A 20,006-nucleotide genomic window follows, 5' to 3' on the forward strand; every position below is an offset into this window, starting at 1 on the left:
AAACACCCCAAAAGTTAGATTTTTTCTGTCTAACTTTTGGGGTGCAGGTCATCATTGCGATAGGATTTTTCTATTCTTCTAATTATAAAAGTCACTTAAGTATTCATAGCGTTCGTATTTTTCAAGGAGTTCTTCGTTTTTCTCGTCTAGCTCTTTTTGAAGAGTCGCTAGTTTGCCAAAATCAGAGCCATTTGCCTGCATTTCTTCTTCAATGGTAGCGATACGATTTTCCAAGGCTTCAATATCGCCTTCAATGCTTGCCCACTCCTGCTTTTCTTGATAGGTCATGCGTTTCTTGTCTTCACGGACCTTGACCACTTTCTCCTTTTCTGCCTTTTGCACTTGATTGGCCATATCAGTTTCAAAGGCTTTCTCGTCAAGGTAATCTGTGTAATGACCAAAGAAAGGACGAATCTTACCATTCTCAAAGGCTAGAATCTTGGTCGCTACCTTATCCAGGAAATAACGGTCGTGGCTAACTGTCAAGACAGGCCCCGCAAAACCTTGCAAGAAATTCTCTAAGACTGTCAAGGTCGCAATATCCAAATCATTGGTTGGCTCGTCCAAGAGGAGAACATTTGGTTTTTCCAAAAGCAGTTTGAGGAGATAGAGGCGTTTTTTCTCTCCACCAGACAATTTCTCAATCAAGGTTCCATGGGTCGAACGTGGGAAGAGGAACTGCTCTAGCAACTCAGCGATGGAAGTTGTAGAACCACCGCTAGTCTTGACCTCTTCTGCTACTTCCTGCAGGTAATTGATGACCCGTTTGCTTTCATCCAAGCCTTCGATTTGTTGAGAGAAATAGGCGATACGGACTGTCTCACCAATGATGACTTGACCTGCTGTCGGCTCAAGACTTCCTGCGATGAGATTGAGCAGGGTGGATTTTCCCACACCATTATCCCCAACGATACCGATACGGTCTTTAGCTTGCACTAAAAGGTTAAAATTTTGTAATATCGGCTTGTTTTCATAGGCAAAGGAAACATTCTGAAACTCGATGACTTTTTTCCCAATGCGACTGGTTTCAAAGTTCATGGTCAAGTCTGTCTCAGTAACGCCGCCTGAAACTTCTTTTTTCAAGTCATGGAAACGATTGATACGAGCCTGCTGCTTGGTCGCACGCGCTTGCGGTTGTCTGCGCATCCAGACTAATTCTTGCTTATAGAGTTGTTCTTTTTTGTGGAGAAGAGCCGCATCACGCTCATCTTGTTCAGCCTTGAGGCGAACATAGTCCTGATAATTACCCTGATACTCGGTCAAGCCGGCTCGGTCCAACTCGAAAATCCGCGTTGACAGTGCATCTAAAAAATAGCGATCGTGGGTGATAAAGAGAACCGTCTTCTTGGAATTTTTCAAAAAAAGGGTCAACCACTCGATGGTCGCAATGTCCAGATGGTTGGTCGGCTCGTCCAGTAACAAGAGGTCGTGGTTTCCTAGGAGAACTTGTGCCAACTGAACCCGTCTTCTTAGACCACCTGACAATTCACCAACTGGAGTCGACAAATCCTGAATCCCTAGCTTGCTGAGAACGGTCTTGACTTGACTCTCGATTTCCCAAGCTTGGAGAGAATCCATCTCCGCCATGACCCGTTCCAAACGAGCCTGCTTGTCCTCGCTATAGTTGAGCATGATCAACTCATACTCACGAATCAGCTGAATTTCCTTGAGGTCGCTGGAAAGAACCGTATCCAAGACCGTCTTGCTATCATCAAAATCTGGATTCTGAGTCAAGTAGCCAATCTGATAATCATTCTTAGCTGAAAAGGGGCTGACGTCCCCATCAAAGCCAGAAGTGCCAGAAAGGACGTCCAAAAGGGTTGTCTTACCCGTTCCATTAACACCAATTAGACCAATTCTATCCAAATCATGAATGATAAAGGAAATATCTTTAAAGACTGTCTTGTCCCCAACTGATTTGCTTAGTTTTTCAACGATAAAATCACTCATTCTTTCTCCCTCAGGTAAGCATGGATGGCTTGACGATCATTTTCCAACTCTCCATCGACAATGGCATACTCAATCTCTGTTAAAATTTCTCCCAAGTCTGGACCTGGCTGATAACCATATTCCTTAATCAGAACTCCTCCGTTAATCTGGATTTCTTTCTTATCATGAATGGTCAAACTCTGGTAAGTTTCTGTGATGGCTTGTGGGTTGACTTCTTTCCCTTGAGCCTGACGAAGACTTTCAGCTTGTAGAAGGGAATCCAAGTCAAAGCGGTAACAATCGCGCTTGCTCAGCTCTCCTTCTTCTCGCAAAGCCAAAATGGTCAGCAAATCCTGTACTTGCTTGGCAAATTGACGTGAGGTCTTCCAATGTTTCAAAAATGGCTGTGCATCTTTAATCTCCAAAGTCCACAATAGAGCCGCCCAGGCTTGTTCGGAAGACTCAAAGGTGAAATCCGCCTCTAAATCAAACAATTTTTGAAGCTTTTCTCGACTGGCTGCCATATCAGGGAGATAATCATAAGCTTGACTCTCAATCATGGAAGACAGGCCAACTCGCCAAAAAGGTGCCAGCAAGAGTTTATCAAACTCAACGAAGGTGCGCTCCACAGAAATCTTCTCCAAGAGCGGCGTCAAGGATTTCATAGCTTCAAATGTTTCTCGCTCAAGTTCAAAACCAAGACTGGCCTGAAAGCGAAAACCACGCATAATACGCAGAGCATCTTCGTTGAAACGCTCACTAGCAATTCCAACTGCTCGCAAGACTTGATTTTCCAAATCTTCTAAACCATGGAACAAGTCAATGATTTCCCCTGTCTCATCCAAGGCAAAGGCGTTGACTGTGAAATCACGGCGTTTGAGGTCTTCTTCTAGAGAACGGACAAAGGAAACCGCACTGGGTCTGCGATAGTCCACATAGACATCCTCCGTCCGAAAGGTAGTTACTTCATACTCTTCATCGCCATCTAAGACCAAGACTGTTCCATGCTCAATTCCGATATCGGCTGTTCGCGGAAAAATCTGCTTGGTTTCTTCTGGATAGGAAGACGTCGCAATATCCACATCGTGGATGGGACGATTGAGGATAGCATCTCTGACGGAACCCCCAACAAAATAGGCTTCAAAGCCTGCTTCTTTAATTTTTTCTAATACTGGTAAAGCCTTCTGAAATTCAGAAGGCATTTGTGTTAATCTCATAATAAGTGTTCTAATCCATAGACAAGCTCATGACGCTTGACAACTTCTTTGATTCCCAAATTCACCCCTGTCATGAAGGAGCTGCGATCATAGGAGTCATGACGAAGGGTCAATCCTTCTCCCTGATTGCCAAAGATGACTTCTTGATGGGCTACCAAGCCTGGTAGACGGACTGAGTGGATGCGCATACCATCAAAATCAGCACCTCGGGCACCTGCAATCAACTCTTCCTCATCAGGCGCACCTTGCTGGATTGATTCCCGAACTTCCGCCATCAGCTCAGCCGTTTTAATGGCTGTTCCACTCGGAGCATCTTTTTTCTTGTTATGATGGAGCTCGATAATCTCCACATTTGGGAAATATTTAGCAGCCTGCGCCGCAAATTGCATGAGCAAGACAGCTCCCAAGGCAAAGTTAGGGGCAATCAAGCCACCCAAATCTTGTTCACGGGAAAATGCTTTTAGTTCTGCAATTTCTTCACTAGTAAAGCCTGTTGTTCCAACTACTGGAGCGAAGCCATTTTCAAGAGCAAAACGTGTATTTTCGTAGGCAACGGCTGGTGTGGTAAAATCTACCCAAACATCCGCTTCAAAACCAGCCAAGTCAGTCTTATCATTGAAGACAGGAATTCCCTGCCATTCTGACTCAGACTCAAAAGGATCCAAAACTGCGACCAAGTCCAAGTCTGAATCAGCCAAGACCATCTGACAAGCAGCTTGACCCATCTTTCCCTTAAAACCGGCAATAATTACTCGAATACTCATCTCTACTCCTGTCTAAGATACAAAGCCTGTAAGAACACAAAGTGAAAATAGGAGTTCTGATCAAGGAGTGTCTACTCCTTGGAAGAACTATCTTTTTCACACAGGGTTCTAGGCATGTTCAATTATCAAGATACAAAGGACGTTAGCTGCCCGTGAAAAATAGGGAATGGCGCTGACTTTCCACGAAAGGCAAGACAGGCATCTTTTTTCAAGAGGCAGGTAGTCCGTGTTCAATTTCTAAGATACAAAGCCTGTAAGAACAATCTAGACGATTGGTGTATAGCTCAAGGCAATACTGCCTTCTCCAAGGTGGGTTCCAATGACACTACCAAAGCTAACAATTGGAATCTCAGAAGTCACACCACTCTCAATCAAGAGTTGGCGCAAATCTGCCGCCTTTTGAGGTGCGTTACCATGAATGACTGTAATACGGTAGTCCCCACCTTTTGTCAACTCTTTGATGATTTCCACCAAACGTTTAGTTGCCTTCTTTTCCGTACGAACTTTTTCATAAACTTCAATCACCCCTTGGTCATTAAAGTAGAGGATAGGCTTGATACTGAGGAGATTCCCTAAGACGGCAGCCCCATTTGACAAACGTCCTCCCTTAACCAAGTGGTCGAGGTCATCTACTATGATAAAGGCTGAGTTATCAGCGATTTGGATAGCCAACTTCTCCTGAATCTGAGCAAAATTATCGCCCTGTTCTGCCCATTTAAAGGTACTCTCCACCATAAATCCTAGAGGGGAGCTTGTGATATGGGTATCTGGAAAGGCAATGGTCAAGCCATCATACTCATCCAACATGTATTGGATGTTCTGATAAAAGCCTGAAATTCCAGACGAAAGAAAGAGTCCCAAGACATGGGTATAGCCTTCATCTTTCAAGGAGCTTAGAATCTCATCCAATTTGGCAATACTTGGTTGACTAGTTTTAGGCAATTCTGTAGACTGAGCCATTTTTTGGTAAAATTCTTCAGCAGTCAGATTGACACCTTCAACATACTCCTCCCCATCAATATTGACAGGAATATCCAAGATAAATAGATTCTCTCTTTGCAGCGTCTTCTCCTCTAAATAGGCTGAAGAATCTGTAATGACAGCTAATTTCATGACTAAAACTCCAAATTGATCCCTGGAAGATCCAAGGCGATTTCTGTTACTTCATACGTCAAACGGTTGAGCATGTTCAAGCATGGACGTGCCAAGGTTTCGACTTCTTCCTGGTTAAATTCGCTTGGTTCGTTGACAATACGACCTTCCACATGGTTAACTTGAGAAATTGTTCCGCTGATGACGAATTTGTCAAAGACAATCATGAAACTCAAGATAACGACAAGCGAAGTCACTTGATTTTCTTGGTCATGTTGGAGTAACTGAAAGTTCACGTCTACCTTGGTTTCAGGAGCTCCATTTTCATTTTCCCATTCAAAGTTACGAGCATCAAAGTGATACTGGCTAACAAATTCTTGTTCTCGTTTAAGATTCATTTTTCTCTCCCATTGCTACAATTTACTATGCAATTGTACCACATTTTTATCATTTCATCTAGTTTTCTAGGCTTTAGTCAATTCCGATTTCATCTTTAACAACAGCAGCAATCGTATCTACGTAGTAGTTAACTTCTTCTGTTGTAGGGGCTTCTGCCATGACACGCAAGAGGGGTTCTGTTCCACTCGGACGGACCAGGATACGACCGTTCCCTGCCATCTCTTCTTCCATCTTTTCGATGATTGTCTTGATGGCTGGTACTTCCATGGCCTTTTCTTTCATGGCATTTTCCACTCGGATATTGACCAGTTTTTGTGGGTAAATCGTCACTTCTGATGCTAGTTGAGACAAGCTCTTGCCTGTTTCTTTCATGATTTTAGTCAATTGGACAGCTGATAATTGACCATCACCAGTTGTATTGTAATCCATCAAGATAACGTGACCAGACTGTTCACCACCAAGATTGTAGCCTGATTTTCTCATTTCTTCGACAACATAGCGGTCTCCAACTGCAGTGACTGCCTTGTTAATGCCAGCACTCTCCAAGGCCTTATGGAAACCAAGGTTAGACATGACGGTTGTTACGATGGTGTTTTGAGCTAACTGGCCTTTTTCAGAAAGGTATTTCCCGATGATGTACATGATCTTGTCACCATCAACGATATCACCATTTTCATCAACAGCAATCAAACGGTCACTATCACCGTCAAAGGCCAAACCAATAGCAGACTGGCTTTCTTTGACTAGTTCTTGGAGAGCTTCTGGGTGAGTTGAACCAACATTCAAGTTGATATTAAGACCATCAGGTGTTTCCCCAATTACAGTCAACTGGGCACCCAGATCAGCGAAAATCTGACGGGCACTTGTAGACGCTGCACCGTTTGCTGTATCCAAGGCCACTTTCATTCCCTCAAGAGGAGTTCCAGTTGAAACAAGGTAGCCCTCGTACTTACGTAAGCCTTCTGGATAGTCAACTAAGGTTCCCAAGCCTTCGGCACTTGGACGAGGAAGAGTGTCCTCGGCAGCATCCAGCAAAGCTTCAATTTCTGCTTCTTTGTCGTCGTCAAGCTTAAAGCCATCTCCACCAAAGAACTTAATTCCATTATCAAGGGCTGGGTTGTGACTCGCTGAAATCATGACACCCGCACTAGCTCCCTCAGTTTTAACCAAATAAGCTACTGCTGGTGTTGCAAGGACACCGAGTTTGTAGACGTGAATCCCTACTGATAGAAGACCTGCCACCAAGGCAGATTCTAGCATTTCTCCTGAGATACGTGTATCACGTCCTACAAAGACTTTAGGTGCTTCCGTTTCGTGTTGACTGAGGACATAACCTCCAAAACGACCCAATTTAAAGGCCAATTCTGGCGTCAATTCTACGTTTGCTTCTCCACGGACTCCATCAGTCCCAAAATATTTACCCATTTTGTTAATCATCCTTTTCTACTATTTTGTTTATTCTTGTTTAGACGAGTCTGGTTTCGTTTCTGAACTCGTTGAAGACGAACTGCCCTCTGAGGAACTTGTTGACGAGTTACTCGAACTAGACGTTGCTGTTTTTGTTGTAATTTTCATAGTTGTGTCAAACGGCATAATGACACTTGGCAAGACATTTCCATTTTTATCAACTGCTTGTAGAGGAACAGAAGCCGAGTAGTTACCCGTTATCCGTTCACTCGTCGGTAAGATGGCAATGACACGATCTACTCTAGAGAGAGTCTCCTCGTCACTAATAACCGTCACTTTCTCGTCTGAAACAGTGACTGTGTCGATTTTCACGCGAGAATCAATCTGGCTAGGATCTATCTCTGGCACAACGATTACATTGTCTCGTTTTGCTTTTTTACCGACCTTCACTGTTATCTTTTGCGGAGTTGCAACAGCCGTCAAACCACTCGGTAGATTTTCTATGGTTAGAGGAACTTCTACTGTTCCAACACCAGCATTTGTCAAGTCAGCTGTCACCTTGAATTTGCGCGTACTTTCCTGCATTTCACTTGCCAAAGCAACTCGATTGGAACCTGTCAAGAAAACCGTTACTTCTGACGTGAAGCCACTAATAAAGTACTGATCACTGTCATAGCGAATATCAATTGGTACATTGAGTACTGTATTGGTATAGGTTTCCGTCCGCACCTGTCTGGCACTATTATTATTCTGGTAGTTTGTAGAAGTCGCGTAGATAAAGAGGATGCAGGCGAAAAAGAAGGAAGAAATAATATAAAGACTATTTTTTCTCATGTTTCAATCCTCCTAGCAAGCGCTCTTTCAGACCTTGCTTTTTCTCTGATTTTGGAAGTAAGATTCTTCTTAACTCCGATTCAAACTCTTCCAAGGTCAAATCATGCTTAAAGACTCCATTATAGGTGATTGAGATTCCACCTGTCTCCTCCGAAACCACAAATGTAAGAGCATCTGATACTTCCGACAAACCAATCGCCGCCCTGTGACGCGTTCCAAACTCCTTGGAAATCTCTGTATTTTCAGTTAGTGGCAGATAGGCTGAAGTTACAGCAATCCGATCTTCTCGGATAATGACCGCACCATCGTGCAAGGGAGTATTGGGAATGAAAATATTGATAAGCAATTCAGCTGAAATCTTTGCATCTAAGGGAATCCCCGTCGAAATGTATTCCTGCAAGGTTCTCACTCGCTGAACAGCTACCAGAGCACCAATCTTACGCGGACTCATGTACTCTACTGATTTGACAAAGGCACGAACCATTTGCTCTTCTGCGCTAATTGGAGCATTGGAAAAGAAATCTGTCGCCCGACCCAATCTCTCCAAACCAGTCCGAATCTCTGGTGAAAAGATGACCACCGCTGCGATGACCCCGTAGGTGATGATCTGATTGATCAACCAAGAAATAGTCGTTAAACCAATCATATTAGAAAGAATCTGAGCTAAAATAAAGATCAAAACTCCCCGAACCAATATCATGATTTTGGTACCTGCAATGGCCTTTGTAAAATGATACAAAATATAAGTCACAATGAGAATATCAATCAGATTGATGACTATAGTCCAAGGGCTTGAAAATAAACTCGTCCAGTATTGCAAGTTGGAAAATTGCTGAAAATTCATCTCTAGTTCCCTCCCTATCAAAACACGTTCCGTCCTATTATACCATTTTCTAACAATTTTTTCCCTATCCTGCTTCATTTTAATTTGATTAAAAATATGATAAAATAAACTGACTAGAAAAAACGAAGGAGAAATCATGTCTCAACTCTATGACATTACCATTGTAGGTGGCGGTCCTGTCGGCCTCTTTGCTGCCTTTTACGCCCACCTACGTCAAGCCAAAGTCCAAATCATCGACTCTCTTCCCCAGCTCGGTGGTCAACCAGCCATCCTCTACCCTGAGAAGCAAATCCTTGATGTGCCAGGTTTTCCAAACTTAACTGGAGAAGAGTTGACCAATCGCTTGATTGAACAGCTAAACGGCTTTGAAACACCTGTTCATCTCAACGAAACCGTTCTTGAGATTGAGAAACACGATGAAGGATTTAGCATCACAACCAACAAGGGAAGTCACCTGACTAAAACCGTCATCATTGCCATGGGAGGTGGCGCCTTCAAACCACGGCCACTCGAATTAGACGGCGTTGAAAACTATGAAAATATCCACTACCACGTATCCAACATTCAACAATACGCAGGCAAGAATGTGACCATCCTTGGTGGTGGGGACTCAGCAGTGGACTGGGCTCTAGCTTTTGAAAAAATTGCACCAACTACCCTCGTTCACCGCAGAGATAATTTCCGTGCCTTGGAACACAGTGTGCAAGCCCTGCAAGAATCATCTGTGACCATCAAGACACCGTTCGTTCCAAGTCAACTCCTTGGAGATGGAAAAACACTTGATAAACTGGAAATCACCAAAGTCAAATCGGATGAAGCCGAAACTATCGAAGTAGACCACCTCTTTGTCAACTATGGTTTTAAATCTTCTGTCGGCAACCTTAAAAATTGGGGTCTGGACCTCAACCGTCACAAGATTATCGTCAACAGCAAGCAAGAATCTAGCCAAGCAGGTATCTATGCTATTGGCGACTGTTGCTACTATGAAGGTAAGATTGATTTGATCGCTACAGGACTGGGTGAAGCTCCAACAGCTGTTAACAATGCCATCAACTACATTGACCCAGAACAAAAAGTTCAACCCAAACACTCAACAAGTTTATAAGAAAAGAACCACGAATTGAACGGTCCGTGGTTCTTTAATTTCCTATCTTTACTCCTCCAACACTTTCTCATATTCTTTCTTTTTGCCATCTATGGTCTCAATAACTTTTGAGGCAAACTCGCCCTTCATAGATACATCTATTTTATTATTTACCGCACTTAGACTTTCTTGGATACTATTAATGGTTAAACGAGTATTTTTCTTAGCTTCTTGCTCGATTTGATTAATTTCATAATTTTTAGCAGGAGCCAATATCTGCCTAACAAATAAACGCTCGATTTCTTTTTCTATTTCACGAAAACCATCATCCACACCAGAAACAAAATCAAATATATAATTAAATAAATCCATCCGCGTTACTCTCTTTTATCTTGTATTTGTCTTTGCTTAGCCAGAATTTGAGTTAGTTCTTCATCAAGCTCACGGTATTCACGACTATACTTCTGTTTAGCATTGCTTTCTTCTGTTTCTAGCTGATCAAGTCTTTTTCTATATGCTAAATCCATTTGCTGACTATAATCTGTAGCTAGTTGATTCAGCTGATAGTGTAGCATAGAAGTGTCTCCTTCTATCTGACTCAGCATATGACTTGCTACTGTATGTTTTTCCTCAAGCATCCGATGCAAATCATTCAATCTATAATCACACTCTAATTTTTCATTCTCTATTTTTTTACGTGAGTGATAATAGTCTTCCTCCAATTCTTCTAATTGCCGTCTCTTTTTCCAAATTTCTTGGTCTATCATGTCAACTTTTTCCATTGTCTAAATTTTTCAGCCAACTCCTTATCTGTTTCTAATTTCTTTTGAATACCTTTCTTGGTCTGAGTTTCTAAATCTATACAATCTTTTTCCAATTGAGACACCTTATCAACAACTGGATCTAATAGTTTCTCAATAACCCCGATAGTTGTTTCATAGGTAGCTCCTCCTTCTATATATGCATTTTCCATCTCTGATGGACTAAGGATAAAGCCCCAAGGGACTTGTCTACGGGAAGCAAATACTTTTCTTGCATCTTCTACTGCTTCATCTCTTATACTTTTGATGATACTTTTCCCCTCTGTAGACATTAGACTGATGCTTGCTGCTGCAATACCTGCTTGCTCCGAATCTAGGAACAATTGCTCTTCCTTTGTATAACCACCTTCTGATAGTTTCTCCTTGAGTAGTGTATAGTTATCCATCTGGAGTAAATAGTCATTATAAATGACCGTACTGGTGTTTGACAGTATTTTAATCTTCCCATTTTTATCCAGCTGGTAGCCATAAGTCATGTGTTGGTTCACAAAGTCTTCTTTTGTACTATCCACGTAATAAACTAAGCCAACCGATCCGATACTTCCCTTGACCATATCCCTACCAACCATACTGATAGGATCATCTGGATCAGCATAGTTATGGATCCTCGTCTTAATAGAGTCTACAACTTTCCTTTGTTCAGGGCTTAGTATCCTATAGATATCTGGGCCGTTATAGATATAAGCCTGTTGGATACGTTTGACTTGATCTGCCTGTAGGGCAGCCATAGAATACTGAGCATCCATAGAACCGAGTGAATGTCCATAGACATTAATCTTGGCATTGGGATATTTTTCCATGATGTCTTTTAAAGCTCTTGCAGAAGCCTTTAGCTGTTCGGTAGACTTGTCTTGATAGCTAAGGTCTTTTTGCAACATAATTCTCTTGGCTATAACTGCATCGTTTTCTGCCCAGTCATTCCAGACATCTGGTGCTTCATTCAAAATATGATCTGGACCCGTAGAACCACGAAAAAGGACCGTTACTTCCTGTACCTTATCAGCTTTTTCATTGGGATTTTTTACAACCGCATAAACCTGCTCACCCGCTCCTGTAGTATTGTTGTAGACTTGGGTGACATAACCTACATTTTGATTATACTGAGTATTAACCTCATATTTATTTTCTTTCATGTTAGGTTGGTACTCTGTCATTGCTATCTGAAGATGAGGATCGTTAATATATTTTTCCGGCATAACTATCATTCCTCTTTTTTATAATATTTATCACGAGTCTGCCAAAATTTAGGAGTACTTCCATAAAATGCTGAAGTATAATCTCCGTCAGACTTTTCAATTAAATTATAATCTACAAGCATTTCATCATCATCATTGATTATTAAAGAAACCATCAGCCCACCCATTGGATTATAACTTAATGAATCTTGTTTCACTTGATAAGAATGTATAAATCCTTTTTCAGTAAAAGCATGTGGATCTTCTTTCTTTAAATATTCTTCATAAACCTTCTTTGCCTCATCACTTGTCGCGATGGCAATCATTTCTTGTTTCTTTTGATATTGGTGCATGCTACAGCCTCCTACTGCTATTCCAATTACTGCTAAAATACTGAATAAAATAATCATGCTTTTTTTAGGTTTTTTCATGGTGCCTCCTTTACGCTATCCTATCAATAAATTAGAAATGAACTTACTCATAGTATAGCATAACTTTCCTGTACATCCTCAGCTTTTTCATCAGGATTTTTTACCACTGCATAAACCTGCTCGCCCGCTCCTGTAGTATTGTTGTAAACTTGGGTGACAGTGCCAAGAATGTCATTGTTAGGTGTAACAGCTTCTCCATCTTTAAACAAATCTCTGTATTCCGTCATTGCTATTTGTAAATGGTAATCATTAATGTATTCTTTCTCCATAATTAATTACTGCTCCTAAGAAGTTCTGCGAGTTTTGGATACGTAACATAACCACTGGATTCTAAATTACCCTCTCTATTTCTTACAATACCAAATTGAAAACATAAATCTTTTTCATCATTAACATAGACTCTTACTTCCATTCCTCCCATTGGATTATACTCTAATGAATCAGTATCAATTTTATAAGATTTGATTAGCCCTTTTTCTGTCAGAGCTTCTGAATCTCTATGCTTCATATGACTTTCATAAATTTTTCTCGCCTCATCGCTTGTCGCGATGGCAATCATTTCTTGTTTCTTTTGGTATTGGTGCATGCTACATCCTCCTATTGTGATTCCAATTACTGCTAAAATACTGAATAAAATAATCATACTTTTTTTAGATATTTTCATATTTCCTCCTTTATGCTATCCTATCAATGAATTAGGGACTAACTTACTCATAGTATAGCATAACTTTCCTCTACATCCTCAGCTTTTTCATTGGGATTTTTTACAACCGCATAAACCTGCTCGCCCGCTCCTGTAGTATTGTCGTAGACTTGGGTGACAGTGCCAAGTTCTCTTTCATATTGGTCATATAAAGTTCTTCCCTCGCCCATATTATCCTGATACTCTGCCATTGCGGTTTGAAGGTTATCTTCTTTAACATAATTTTGTGTCATTCATTATTCCCTTTCAAAAGTTTGGATAATCTTGGTGAAGTAGAATAATATGCTGAATGGTATGAGCCATCTTTGTTTTCAATCAAATTATAATTTATATTTAATTCATTATCTTTGTTAAGAATCACTGAAACCATCAATCCCCCCATTGGGTTATAACTTAAGCTACTTTCATCAATCTCATAATGCTTTATAATTCCTTCATCGGTGAGTGCTTTGGAGTCTTTTGATTTCATAAAATGTTCATAAACCTTCTTCGCCTCATCGCTTGTTGCGATGGCAATCATTTCTTGTTTCTTTTGGTATTGGTGCATGCTACAACCTCCTACTGCTATTCCAATCACTGCTAAAATGCTGAATAAAATAATCATACTTTTTTTAGGTTTTTTCATATTTTCTCCTTTGTGCTACAGTATAACTTATCTATAGTATACCATAGATTATGGAGTTGGCTTCCTTTAAAATTCTTCTCATATATTTATTAACTTCAAGAAAGAACCACGGATAAAATAATCCGTGGTTTTATAATTCATCTGCAATCTTGTTTATTTTTCGGAGTCTGTGGTTGACGCCACTTTTGGTCAGGGGATTGCTCAGGCTATCTGCCAACTGCTGGATAGAGTAGTCTGGGTGCTGGATTCGCAAGCGAGCTACCTCCTGCAAATCCACTGGTAAATTTTCCAAACCTATTCTATCTTTGATTTTACTGATATTATTAATGGTCTTCATACTAGCAGAAACCGTCCGAGCGATATTGGCTGTTTCAGCGTTATTGGCTCGATTGAGATCGTTACGGGTTTCACGCAAAATCTTGACGCGCTCAAAATTATCACGCGCCTGCATGGCCCCAATCACGATCAAGAAATCCATGATGTCTTCTGCACGCTGGAGATAGGTAACTGCACCTTTCTTTCGCTCAATAACCTTGGCATCCAGCAAAAACTGCTGAAGGAGAGAGGCCAGGCCTTGGGCATGGTCCATATAAACGGAACTAATCTCCAACTGGTACTTGCCAGACTCAGGATCTCGGATGCTACCATTTGCCAGAAAGGCCCCACATAAGTAAGCACGTCCAGCCTCCTCATCTGCTAAAATATCGGGATCAATACCTGTCTCCAAACCAAAGAAGGAATCCGCAAGTCGCAAATCAGCTAAAAGTTCCTGCACCCTCTCATCGGTATAGACCGTATAGACACGATTCTTACGAAGATTGCTTCTCTGATGGTGTCGAATCTCTGACTTGATATCATAAAAATGGAGAAAGGACTCATAGAGGTGACGAGCTAACTTGGCATTTTCGGTCACGACGGACAAGGTCAAGCCTGAAGTCGAGAGACCAATACTGCCAGACATCTTGATAATGGCCGACAATTCATGACGACTGAGGTGGTGTTGACCAAGAATTTCCTCTTTTACTGCAACTGTGAAACTCATTTTCTCACCTGTATAATGCGCATCAATTCATCCACAATCAAATCGCCATCATGGAAGGCTCCTCCATTTTCCAAACGAAGGAAGTTGGATGAAATCACACGAGGAACCTGCTTGCAAAGACCAGCAAAATCATGCTCTACCTGAACCAAATATTCATCAAATCGGTTGGTATCCATGTATTCTCTAGGAACCTTTTCGATATTGACCAAGACCGTATCAATAAAAGGCCGACCTAGATGTCGATGGAGAACTTCCACGTGGTCGCTGTCTGAAAAGTGCTCTGTTTCCCCACGCTGGGTCATGATATTGCAGACATAGGCGATCTCCGCCTTGGTCTCCAAGAGAGCCTGCCCGATCTCCTCGATGACAATATTGGGCAAAATCGATGTAAAGAGGGAACCAGGTCCCAAGACGATCATGTCACTTTCGAGAATAGTATTGACTACTCGACGGCTGGCTTGGGGTGTTTCATCATCCAAGGTATTGGTCACATAGACATGGTCGATCATGCCTGGATGATCTGCAATGTGGCTCTCACCTGCCACCTCAGAACCGTCTTTAAAGACTGCATGCAAGGTCAAAGGGTGGTCACTTGAGGGGTAAATCTTTCCCGTTGTGTGGAAAAACTTACTGAGTAATTGCATAGCATTATAGGTAGATCCTTGCATTTCAGAGAGCCCCGCTATAACGATATTTCCTAGTGGATGGCCAGCAAAAGCTCCAGCACCTTCTGAAAATCGGTACTGAAAAACCTTCTCATAAAATTTAGGCATATCCGACATGGCCACCAGAACATTACGAAGATCACCTGGTGGTGTCAGCTGTTGGATATTCTTTCTTAGCTCACCAGAGGAGCCACCATCATCAGCGACTGTTACGATGGCTGCGATATCAACATCCTTTTCCCGCAAGCTTTTCAAAATGACGGGGATCCCAGTTCCTCCACCAATCACCGTTATCTTTGGTTTTCTCATGAACGGTTTACCGTTTCCTTTCTTCGGTCTTTGTCACGATGACTTTCATTGACAGGCCAGTTTTTGGATAAATCCTCAGCTATGCGCTTGGCAAAGGCTACACTACGGTGCTGTCCACCTGTACATCCCACTGCAATGGTCAAAACAGACTTGCCTTCTTTTTTGTAACTTGGCAAGATCGGCTCAATCAAGGCGAGCAAGTGCTGATAGAAACTTTCCGATTCTGCATGTTTCATTACATAGTTGTAGACAGGCTCATCCAGCCCCGTTTGATTACGGAGTTCTGGTAGGTAATAGGGATTTGGCAAGAAACGGACATCAAATACCAAGTCCGCATCAATAGGGATACCATACTTGAATCCAAAAGACATGACCTCAATACGGAAAGACTGAGCTTGTTCTTGATCCGAAAACTGCTCTGCAATAGTTTTACGCAATTCACGAGGAGTGAGTTCGGTCGTATCCACCACGTTTTGACTCATGTTTTTCAAAGGTGCCAAGAGTTCGCGTTCTAGCTTGATGCCATCTAAAATTCGACCATCTGCTGCTAGAGGGTGACTTCTTCTAGTTTCCTTGTAACGAGCGACCAATTCCTTATCTGCTGCATCTAGAAAGAGGATTTTGAAGTCCAAATCGTCTTGGTTTTCCAATTCATCCAAAACAGCCTGAATCTCTGAAAAGAAAGAACGGCTCCGCATATCGACTACCAAGGCCAGTTTGTGGTCATCATCCTTGGTCTCGACCAACTGTAAAAACTTCGGCAAGAGGGCTGGTGGCATATTGTCAATAGTGAAATATCCCAAATCCTCGAAGGACTGAATGGCTACCGTTTTCCCTGCACCACTCATCCCTGTTACAATCACAAGGTGAAGTTGTTTTTTTGTCATCTATCTCTCCTTATATCAAAAAAAGTTTGGCAGAGCCAAACTTCAACTAGCTTATCCAATCTCTGCGATCACTTCAATTTCGACTTTTACATCACGAGGAAGACGTGCAACTTCCACAGCTGAACGAGCTGGAAATTCCTCTTTAAAGGCCGTTTGGTAAACCTCGTTAAAAGGAACAAAGTCGTTCATATCGCTCAAGAAGCAAGTTGTTTTGACAACATGGTCAAAGTCTGTTCCTGCTTCAGCCAAAATAGCACCGATATTTTTCAAAACTTGTTCGGTCTGTTCTTGGATCGTTTCTCCTACAATTTCTCCAGTTTCAGGAGATAGAGGAACTTGACCGCTAGCAAACAAAAGATTGCCAACGATTTTTCCTTGAACATATGGTCCGATTGCTTTTGGAGCCTTGTCTGTATGAATTGTTTTTGCCATTTCTTTCCCTCACAATTTTTCTAATATTGCATTCCAAGCTTCATCCATCCCTGCCTTGCTGACAGATGAAAAGAGGATGAAGTCGTCACTTGGGTCAAAGTTTAATTTCTTTTTGATTGCTGATTCGTGCTTGTTCCACTTACCACGAGGAATCTTGTCCGCCTTGGTCGCAACGATGATAACTGGAATCTCGTAATACTTGAGAAATTCGTACATCTGCACATCATCTGCTGACGGGTCGTGACGGAGATCCACCAAACTGACCACGGCACGGAGATTTTCCCGAGTTGTCAGGTACTCCTCAATCATGCGACCCCACTTTTCACGTTCTTTTTTAGAAACGCGGGCATAGCCATAACCTGGTACATCCACAAAACGCATCTTGTCATCAATATTAAAGAAGTTAAGGAGCTGGGTTTTCCCAGGTTTCCCTGAAGTACGGGCTAGATTCTTGCGGTTGAGCATGGTGTTGATAAAGCTGGACTTCCCAACATTTGAACGACCTGCAAGGGCAATCTCTGGCAGTTCATCCTGCGGATAGTGGGATTTGTTGGCCGCACTGAGCAAGATTTCTGCATTATGTGTATTGATTTCCATAGTCACCTCTAGGCTGTTTCTAGAATCGGTTTATCCGTTCCATCAACAGCTTCTTTGGTGATGCGGACCAATTTCACATTTTCTTGACTTGGCACTTCAAACATAACATCTAGCATGGTTTCTTCGATGATAGACCGAAGACCACGCGCCCCTGTCTTGCGTTCAATAGCTTTGTTGGCAATCTCTTGAAGGGCTTCGTCGTCAAATTCCAACTCAACATCATCATAAGAAAGCAAGGTTTGGTATTGTTTGACCAAGGCATTTCTTGGCTCTTTCAAGATGCGAACCAAGTCATCGACCGTCAATTGCTCAAGAGCTGCAAAGACAGGCAAACGTCCAATCAACTCAGGGATAATACCGAATTTTTGAATATCTTCAGCGATGATTTCTTGCATGTAGGAGCTGTTTTCGTCAATCGCCTTGTTATTTTGTCCAAAGCCAATAACTTTTTCACCCAAACGTTGTTTAACGATTTCTTCGATGCCGTCAAAAGCACCACCCACGATGAAGAGGATATTCTTGGTATCCACCTGAATCATCTCTTGTTGTGGATGTTTGCGTCCACCTTGAGGCGGCACGCTAGCGACAGTTCCCTCAATAATCTTAAGAAGGGCTTGTTGCACTCCTTCACCCGAAACGTCACGTGTGATAGACACATTCTCGCTCTTCTTGGCAATCTTGTCAATTTCATCCACGTAGATAATCCCACGCTCCGCACGTTCGATGTTAAAGTCAGCAGCCTGCAAGAGTTTGAGGAGGATGTTTTCCACGTCCTCACCTACATAACCAGCCTCAGTCAGAGCTGTCGCATCTGCGATAGCAAAGGGCACGTTCAAGCTCTTAGCCAAGGTCTGGGCCAAGAAAGTTTTCCCAGAACCAGTTGGGCCAATCATCAAGATGTTTGACTTCTGCAAATCCACATCTTCTGACTCTTCACGAGTATCATGGAAATTGATGCGTTTGTAGTGGTTGTAAACCGCTACTGCCAAGGCACGTTTGGCACGATCTTGACCGATTACATAGTGGTTCAAGATATTGAGGAGCTCGATTGGTTTTGGTACTTCAGACAAGTCTGCCAAGACTTCCTCAGCCAACTCCTCCCGAATGATTTCCTGGGCCAATTCCACACATTCATTACAGATAAAGGCATTGTTCCCAGCGATTATTTTCTTTACTTCTTCTTGGCTCTTGCCACAAAATGAGCAATAAACCATCATATCATTTTTCCTATTTGTAGGCATGATTTCCTTCCGTTCTAATTTATCATTCTATCTAAAATAAGGTCATATAAAAAGCGTGGACACTGTTTACCAGATTGGTAAAAGCATTCAACCAGAGTAAGGCAGACAGTCCATAGCGCTTCTTACGAAAAGCCTGTGCTCCAGTCAAAATACAGATCACACACAAGAATGCTGTAAAAAATCCAAATATACTGCGCTCCATTAGACTTCCTTTCTCTTTCGGTATTGGACGGTGAAATCATAGTTGTTTTTCTCATCTCGGGCATAAGATTTGCTTGCGACTGTCTCAAAAAGAGACAAGTCAAAATCCTCAGGGAAATAGGTGTCTCCCTCAACCTGAGCATGAATCTGTGTCACGATGATTTCATCTAAATAGGGCTCAAAAGCCTGAAAAATCTGTTTTCCACCAATGATATAGAGATTTTTTTCCTGACTCTGATACCAAGCTAAAACAGACTTCACATCTTGAAACACTAGCGCACCGTCCACGACTTCGTCACTGTTTCGTGTCAAAATCAAGGTTTGGCGTTTGGGAAGCAGACGACGCCCCATTCCATCAAAAGTCACTCGTCCCATCAAGATGGCGTGGTTCAAAGTTGTTTCCTTAAAATGTTGTAATTCTGCTGGCAAATGCCAAGGAAGACGGTCTTCTTTGCCAATCACACCTTTTTCATCTTGGGCCCAAATGGCTACGATTTTCTTTGTCATGCTTCCATCCTTTTCATTGATACTACTATTTTATCAAAAATCTCCCAAAAAGACTGTTTTCAAATGCTCCCCAAAGAGAGAAAAGAAGCAGGCTATCCTTAGCCTGCTTCACTTGTCACTAGGACATGCGTTTTTTTGCTTCTGATTCAATTTTTTCGACCACTTCTTGGATACTTAATCCAGTTGTGTCAAGGTAAACTGCATCCTCAGCCTGTTTAAGAGGCGAGGTTTCGCGATGACTATCCTTGTAGTCACGCGCAGCAATCTCTTCTTTCAGAGTTTCCAGGTCAGTCTCAATCCCTTTAGCAATATTTTCCTTGTAGCGACGCTCTGCTCTTTCTTCAACAGAGGCTACTAGGAAGATCTTGAGTTCAGCTTGTGGTAAAACAACTGTCCCGATATCACGCCCATCCATGACAATACCACCTTGCTGAGCAATCTCTTGCTGGAGCGAAACTAGTTTCTCACGCACCTCAGGAATGGCCGCGATACTTGAAACCTTGTTGGTCACTTCATTTTCACGAATCGGATGAGTAATATCAACATCCCCTACAAAAACAAGTTGTTCGCCTGCCTCCGAACGTCCAAAACTAATAGGGTGTTGGTTAAGAAGTTCAAGAAGTTGGTCTACATTTCCAGCATCCAACTGGTGCTTGAGTGCTATATAAGTTGCAGCACGATACATGGCACCTGTATCGAGATAAGTGTAACCAAAATCCTTAGCAATAATCTTTGCAACCGTACTCTTACCACTGGAAGCAGGACCATCAATAGCAATTTGAATTGTCTTCATTTCCGAC

At 42.1% G+C, this 20,006-nt stretch carries 25 protein-coding genes; 1 reads left to right on the forward strand and 24 read right to left on the reverse strand.

The genetic code is table 11. From position 1 onward, the window contains the following. Window positions 1–78: 78 nt before the first annotated feature. The 8 genes from HF881_RS02700 to cdaA all read right to left on the reverse strand — a co-directional run bounded on the left by HF881_RS02700 (window position 79) and on the right by cdaA (window position 8,486). Window positions 79–1,950: an ABC-F family ATP-binding cassette domain-containing protein gene (locus tag HF881_RS02700; RefSeq protein WP_169446321.1), complete on the reverse strand. Its 1,872-nt coding sequence runs from the start codon at window positions 1,948–1,950 to the stop codon at window positions 79–81. Next, the gene (locus HF881_RS02705; RefSeq protein ID WP_169446322.1) at window positions 1,947–3,146 is read right to left on the reverse strand and encodes a CCA tRNA nucleotidyltransferase; all 1,200 of its coding nucleotides are present in this window, start codon (window positions 3,144–3,146) and stop codon (window positions 1,947–1,949) included. Before HF881_RS02705 ends, HF881_RS02700 begins: the two co-directional genes overlap by 4 nt. Continuing rightward, entirely contained in the window at window positions 3,143–3,910 is a 768-nt protein-coding gene (gene dapB, locus HF881_RS02710; protein ID WP_169446323.1) for a 4-hydroxy-tetrahydrodipicolinate reductase, read from the reverse strand. The genes HF881_RS02705 and dapB overlap by 4 nt, the downstream gene beginning before the upstream one ends. A gap of 264 nt (window positions 3,911–4,174) precedes the next feature. Continuing rightward, entirely contained in the window at window positions 4,175–5,023 is an 849-nt protein-coding gene (locus HF881_RS02715; protein ID WP_169446324.1) for a DegV family protein, read from the reverse strand. A 2-nt stretch (window positions 5,024–5,025) separates the two neighbouring features. Next, the gene (locus HF881_RS02720) at window positions 5,026–5,400 is read right to left on the reverse strand and encodes a DUF1149 family protein (RefSeq protein WP_001050092.1); all 375 of its coding nucleotides are present in this window, start codon (window positions 5,398–5,400) and stop codon (window positions 5,026–5,028) included. A gap of 73 nt (window positions 5,401–5,473) precedes the next feature. After that, window positions 5,474–6,826 (reverse strand): phosphoglucosamine mutase, encoded by a 1,353-nt coding sequence (glmM, locus tag HF881_RS02725; protein WP_169446325.1) that lies wholly within the window; start codon window positions 6,824–6,826, stop codon window positions 5,474–5,476. A 30-nt stretch (window positions 6,827–6,856) separates the two neighbouring features. Continuing rightward, entirely contained in the window at window positions 6,857–7,642 is a 786-nt protein-coding gene (locus HF881_RS02730; protein ID WP_169446326.1) for a CdaR family protein, read from the reverse strand. Then, window positions 7,629–8,486: a diadenylate cyclase CdaA gene (gene cdaA, locus HF881_RS02735; protein ID WP_206283159.1), complete on the reverse strand. Its 858-nt coding sequence runs from the start codon at window positions 8,484–8,486 to the stop codon at window positions 7,629–7,631. The genes HF881_RS02730 and cdaA overlap by 14 nt, the downstream gene beginning before the upstream one ends. A 136-nt stretch (window positions 8,487–8,622) precedes the next feature. Between cdaA and HF881_RS02740 the strand changes: the two genes are divergently transcribed. After that, window positions 8,623–9,591 carry an NAD(P)/FAD-dependent oxidoreductase gene (locus HF881_RS02740; protein ID WP_169446327.1) on the forward strand — a complete coding sequence of 323 codons (969 nt, stop codon included), beginning with the start codon at window positions 8,623–8,625 and terminating at the stop codon, window positions 9,589–9,591. 48 nt (window positions 9,592–9,639) lie between these two features. Here the strand turns inward: HF881_RS02740 and HF881_RS02745 are convergent, their stop codons facing one another. The 16 genes from HF881_RS02745 to cmk form a co-directional block, all read right to left on the reverse strand. Next, on the reverse strand, window positions 9,640–9,942 hold the full coding sequence (locus HF881_RS02745; RefSeq protein ID WP_169446329.1) for a hypothetical protein: 303 nt from the start codon (window positions 9,940–9,942) through the stop codon (window positions 9,640–9,642). Window positions 9,943–9,947: 5 nt separating this feature from the next. Next, on the reverse strand, window positions 9,948–10,352 hold the full coding sequence (locus tag HF881_RS02750) for a hypothetical protein (RefSeq protein ID WP_169446330.1): 405 nt from the start codon (window positions 10,350–10,352) through the stop codon (window positions 9,948–9,950). After that, a complete protein-coding gene (locus HF881_RS02755) occupies window positions 10,334–11,587 on the reverse strand; it encodes an Mbeg1-like protein (RefSeq protein WP_169446332.1) in 1,254 nt (417 codons plus the stop codon). The genes HF881_RS02750 and HF881_RS02755 overlap by 19 nt, the downstream gene beginning before the upstream one ends. A 5-nt stretch (window positions 11,588–11,592) precedes the next feature. Continuing rightward, window positions 11,593–11,997, reverse strand: a complete 405-nt coding sequence (locus tag HF881_RS02760) for a DUF1310 family protein (RefSeq protein WP_169446333.1) — start codon at window positions 11,995–11,997, stop codon at window positions 11,593–11,595. A gap of 47 nt (window positions 11,998–12,044) precedes the next feature. Further along, on the reverse strand, window positions 12,045–12,266 hold the full coding sequence (locus HF881_RS02765) for a hypothetical protein (RefSeq protein WP_169446335.1): 222 nt from the start codon (window positions 12,264–12,266) through the stop codon (window positions 12,045–12,047). A 2-nt stretch (window positions 12,267–12,268) separates the two neighbouring features. Next, window positions 12,269–12,661, reverse strand: a complete 393-nt coding sequence (locus HF881_RS02770; protein WP_169446336.1) for a DUF1310 family protein — start codon at window positions 12,659–12,661, stop codon at window positions 12,269–12,271. 47 nt (window positions 12,662–12,708) lie between these two features. Continuing rightward, on the reverse strand, window positions 12,709–12,933 hold the full coding sequence (locus HF881_RS02775; RefSeq protein ID WP_169446338.1) for a hypothetical protein: 225 nt from the start codon (window positions 12,931–12,933) through the stop codon (window positions 12,709–12,711). Then, entirely contained in the window at window positions 12,930–13,325 is a 396-nt protein-coding gene (locus HF881_RS02780; RefSeq protein ID WP_169446339.1) for a DUF1310 family protein, read from the reverse strand. The genes HF881_RS02775 and HF881_RS02780 overlap by 4 nt, the downstream gene beginning before the upstream one ends. A gap of 130 nt (window positions 13,326–13,455) precedes the next feature. Continuing rightward, window positions 13,456–14,367, reverse strand: coding sequence for a DNA-binding protein WhiA (whiA, locus tag HF881_RS02785; protein ID WP_169446340.1), 912 nt, complete (start codon window positions 14,365–14,367; stop codon window positions 13,456–13,458). Further along, the gene (locus HF881_RS02790) at window positions 14,364–15,341 is read right to left on the reverse strand and encodes a YvcK family protein (protein WP_169446342.1); all 978 of its coding nucleotides are present in this window, start codon (window positions 15,339–15,341) and stop codon (window positions 14,364–14,366) included. The genes whiA and HF881_RS02790 overlap by 4 nt, the downstream gene beginning before the upstream one ends. Continuing rightward, the gene (gene rapZ, locus HF881_RS02795; protein WP_169446344.1) at window positions 15,338–16,228 is read right to left on the reverse strand and encodes an RNase adapter RapZ; all 891 of its coding nucleotides are present in this window, start codon (window positions 16,226–16,228) and stop codon (window positions 15,338–15,340) included. Before rapZ ends, HF881_RS02790 begins: the two co-directional genes overlap by 4 nt. A 51-nt stretch (window positions 16,229–16,279) precedes the next feature. After that, window positions 16,280–16,660, reverse strand: a complete 381-nt coding sequence (locus HF881_RS02800; RefSeq protein ID WP_001140420.1) for a RidA family protein — start codon at window positions 16,658–16,660, stop codon at window positions 16,280–16,282. Between the two features lie 9 nt (window positions 16,661–16,669). After that, the gene (gene yihA, locus HF881_RS02805) at window positions 16,670–17,257 is read right to left on the reverse strand and encodes a ribosome biogenesis GTP-binding protein YihA/YsxC (RefSeq protein WP_023940271.1); all 588 of its coding nucleotides are present in this window, start codon (window positions 17,255–17,257) and stop codon (window positions 16,670–16,672) included. An 8-nt stretch (window positions 17,258–17,265) separates the two neighbouring features. Next, entirely contained in the window at window positions 17,266–18,498 is a 1,233-nt protein-coding gene (gene clpX / locus HF881_RS02810) for an ATP-dependent Clp protease ATP-binding subunit ClpX (RefSeq protein WP_004240351.1), read from the reverse strand. A 201-nt stretch (window positions 18,499–18,699) separates the two neighbouring features. After that, entirely contained in the window at window positions 18,700–19,206 is a 507-nt protein-coding gene (locus HF881_RS02815) for a dihydrofolate reductase (protein WP_169446346.1), read from the reverse strand. Window positions 19,207–19,324: 118 nt separating this feature from the next. After that, window positions 19,325–19,999 carry a (d)CMP kinase gene (gene cmk, locus HF881_RS02820; RefSeq protein WP_169446347.1) on the reverse strand — a complete coding sequence of 225 codons (675 nt, stop codon included), beginning with the start codon at window positions 19,997–19,999 and terminating at the stop codon, window positions 19,325–19,327. Between the last annotated feature and the right edge of the window lie 7 nt (window positions 20,000–20,006).

The organism is Streptococcus sp. WB01_FAA12, from assembly GCF_012843315.1.
In the GTDB taxonomy this organism is placed as follows: Bacteria; Bacillota; Bacilli; order Lactobacillales; family Streptococcaceae; genus Streptococcus.

What these genes read in the sequence shown, in the direction of transcription:
- cdaA (WP_206283159.1), bottom strand. Translation starts at nt 8,486, where the DNA reads ATGAATTTTCAGCAATTTTCCAACTTGCAATACTGGACGAGTTTATTT.
- HF881_RS02740 (WP_169446327.1), top strand. Translation starts at nt 8,623, where the DNA reads ATGTCTCAACTCTATGACATTACCATTGTAGGTGGCGGTCCTGTCGGC.
- HF881_RS02790 (WP_169446342.1), bottom strand. Translation starts at nt 15,341, where the DNA reads ATGAGAAAACCAAAGATAACGGTGATTGGTGGAGGAACTGGGATCCCC.
- HF881_RS02745 (WP_169446329.1), bottom strand. Translation starts at nt 9,942, where the DNA reads ATGGATTTATTTAATTATATATTTGATTTTGTTTCTGGTGTGGATGAT.
- HF881_RS02715 (WP_169446324.1), bottom strand. Translation starts at nt 5,023, where the DNA reads ATGAAATTAGCTGTCATTACAGATTCTTCAGCCTATTTAGAGGAGAAG.
- HF881_RS02765 (WP_169446335.1), bottom strand. Translation starts at nt 12,266, where the DNA reads ATGGAGAAAGAATACATTAATGATTACCATTTACAAATAGCAATGACG.
- HF881_RS02705 (WP_169446322.1), bottom strand. Translation starts at nt 3,146, where the DNA reads ATGAGATTAACACAAATGCCTTCTGAATTTCAGAAGGCTTTACCAGTA.
- yihA (WP_023940271.1), bottom strand. Translation starts at nt 17,257, where the DNA reads ATGGAAATCAATACACATAATGCAGAAATCTTGCTCAGTGCGGCCAAC.
- HF881_RS02755 (WP_169446332.1), bottom strand. Translation starts at nt 11,587, where the DNA reads ATGCCGGAAAAATATATTAACGATCCTCATCTTCAGATAGCAATGACA.
- HF881_RS02775 (WP_169446338.1), bottom strand. Translation starts at nt 12,933, where the DNA reads ATGACACAAAATTATGTTAAAGAAGATAACCTTCAAACCGCAATGGCA.
- cmk (WP_169446347.1), bottom strand. Translation starts at nt 19,999, where the DNA reads ATGAAGACAATTCAAATTGCTATTGATGGTCCTGCTTCCAGTGGTAAG.
- clpX (WP_004240351.1), bottom strand. Translation starts at nt 18,498, where the DNA reads ATGCCTACAAATAGGAAAAATGATATGATGGTTTATTGCTCATTTTGT.
- rapZ (WP_169446344.1), bottom strand. Translation starts at nt 16,228, where the DNA reads ATGACAAAAAAACAACTTCACCTTGTGATTGTAACAGGGATGAGTGGT.
- HF881_RS02760 (WP_169446333.1), bottom strand. Translation starts at nt 11,997, where the DNA reads ATGAAAAAACCTAAAAAAAGCATGATTATTTTATTCAGTATTTTAGCA.
- whiA (WP_169446340.1), bottom strand. Translation starts at nt 14,367, where the DNA reads ATGAGTTTCACAGTTGCAGTAAAAGAGGAAATTCTTGGTCAACACCAC.
- HF881_RS02700 (WP_169446321.1), bottom strand. Translation starts at nt 1,950, where the DNA reads ATGAGTGATTTTATCGTTGAAAAACTAAGCAAATCAGTTGGGGACAAG.
- HF881_RS02780 (WP_169446339.1), bottom strand. Translation starts at nt 13,325, where the DNA reads ATGAAAAAACCTAAAAAAAGTATGATTATTTTATTCAGCATTTTAGCA.
- dapB (WP_169446323.1), bottom strand. Translation starts at nt 3,910, where the DNA reads ATGAGTATTCGAGTAATTATTGCCGGTTTTAAGGGAAAGATGGGTCAA.
- HF881_RS02800 (WP_001140420.1), bottom strand. Translation starts at nt 16,660, where the DNA reads ATGGCAAAAACAATTCATACAGACAAGGCTCCAAAAGCAATCGGACCA.
- HF881_RS02750 (WP_169446330.1), bottom strand. Translation starts at nt 10,352, where the DNA reads ATGGAAAAAGTTGACATGATAGACCAAGAAATTTGGAAAAAGAGACGG.
- glmM (WP_169446325.1), bottom strand. Translation starts at nt 6,826, where the DNA reads ATGGGTAAATATTTTGGGACTGATGGAGTCCGTGGAGAAGCAAACGTA.
- HF881_RS02720 (WP_001050092.1), bottom strand. Translation starts at nt 5,400, where the DNA reads ATGAATCTTAAACGAGAACAAGAATTTGTTAGCCAGTATCACTTTGAT.
- HF881_RS02815 (WP_169446346.1), bottom strand. Translation starts at nt 19,206, where the DNA reads ATGACAAAGAAAATCGTAGCCATTTGGGCCCAAGATGAAAAAGGTGTG.
- HF881_RS02770 (WP_169446336.1), bottom strand. Translation starts at nt 12,661, where the DNA reads ATGAAAATATCTAAAAAAAGTATGATTATTTTATTCAGTATTTTAGCA.
- HF881_RS02730 (WP_169446326.1), bottom strand. Translation starts at nt 7,642, where the DNA reads ATGAGAAAAAATAGTCTTTATATTATTTCTTCCTTCTTTTTCGCCTGC.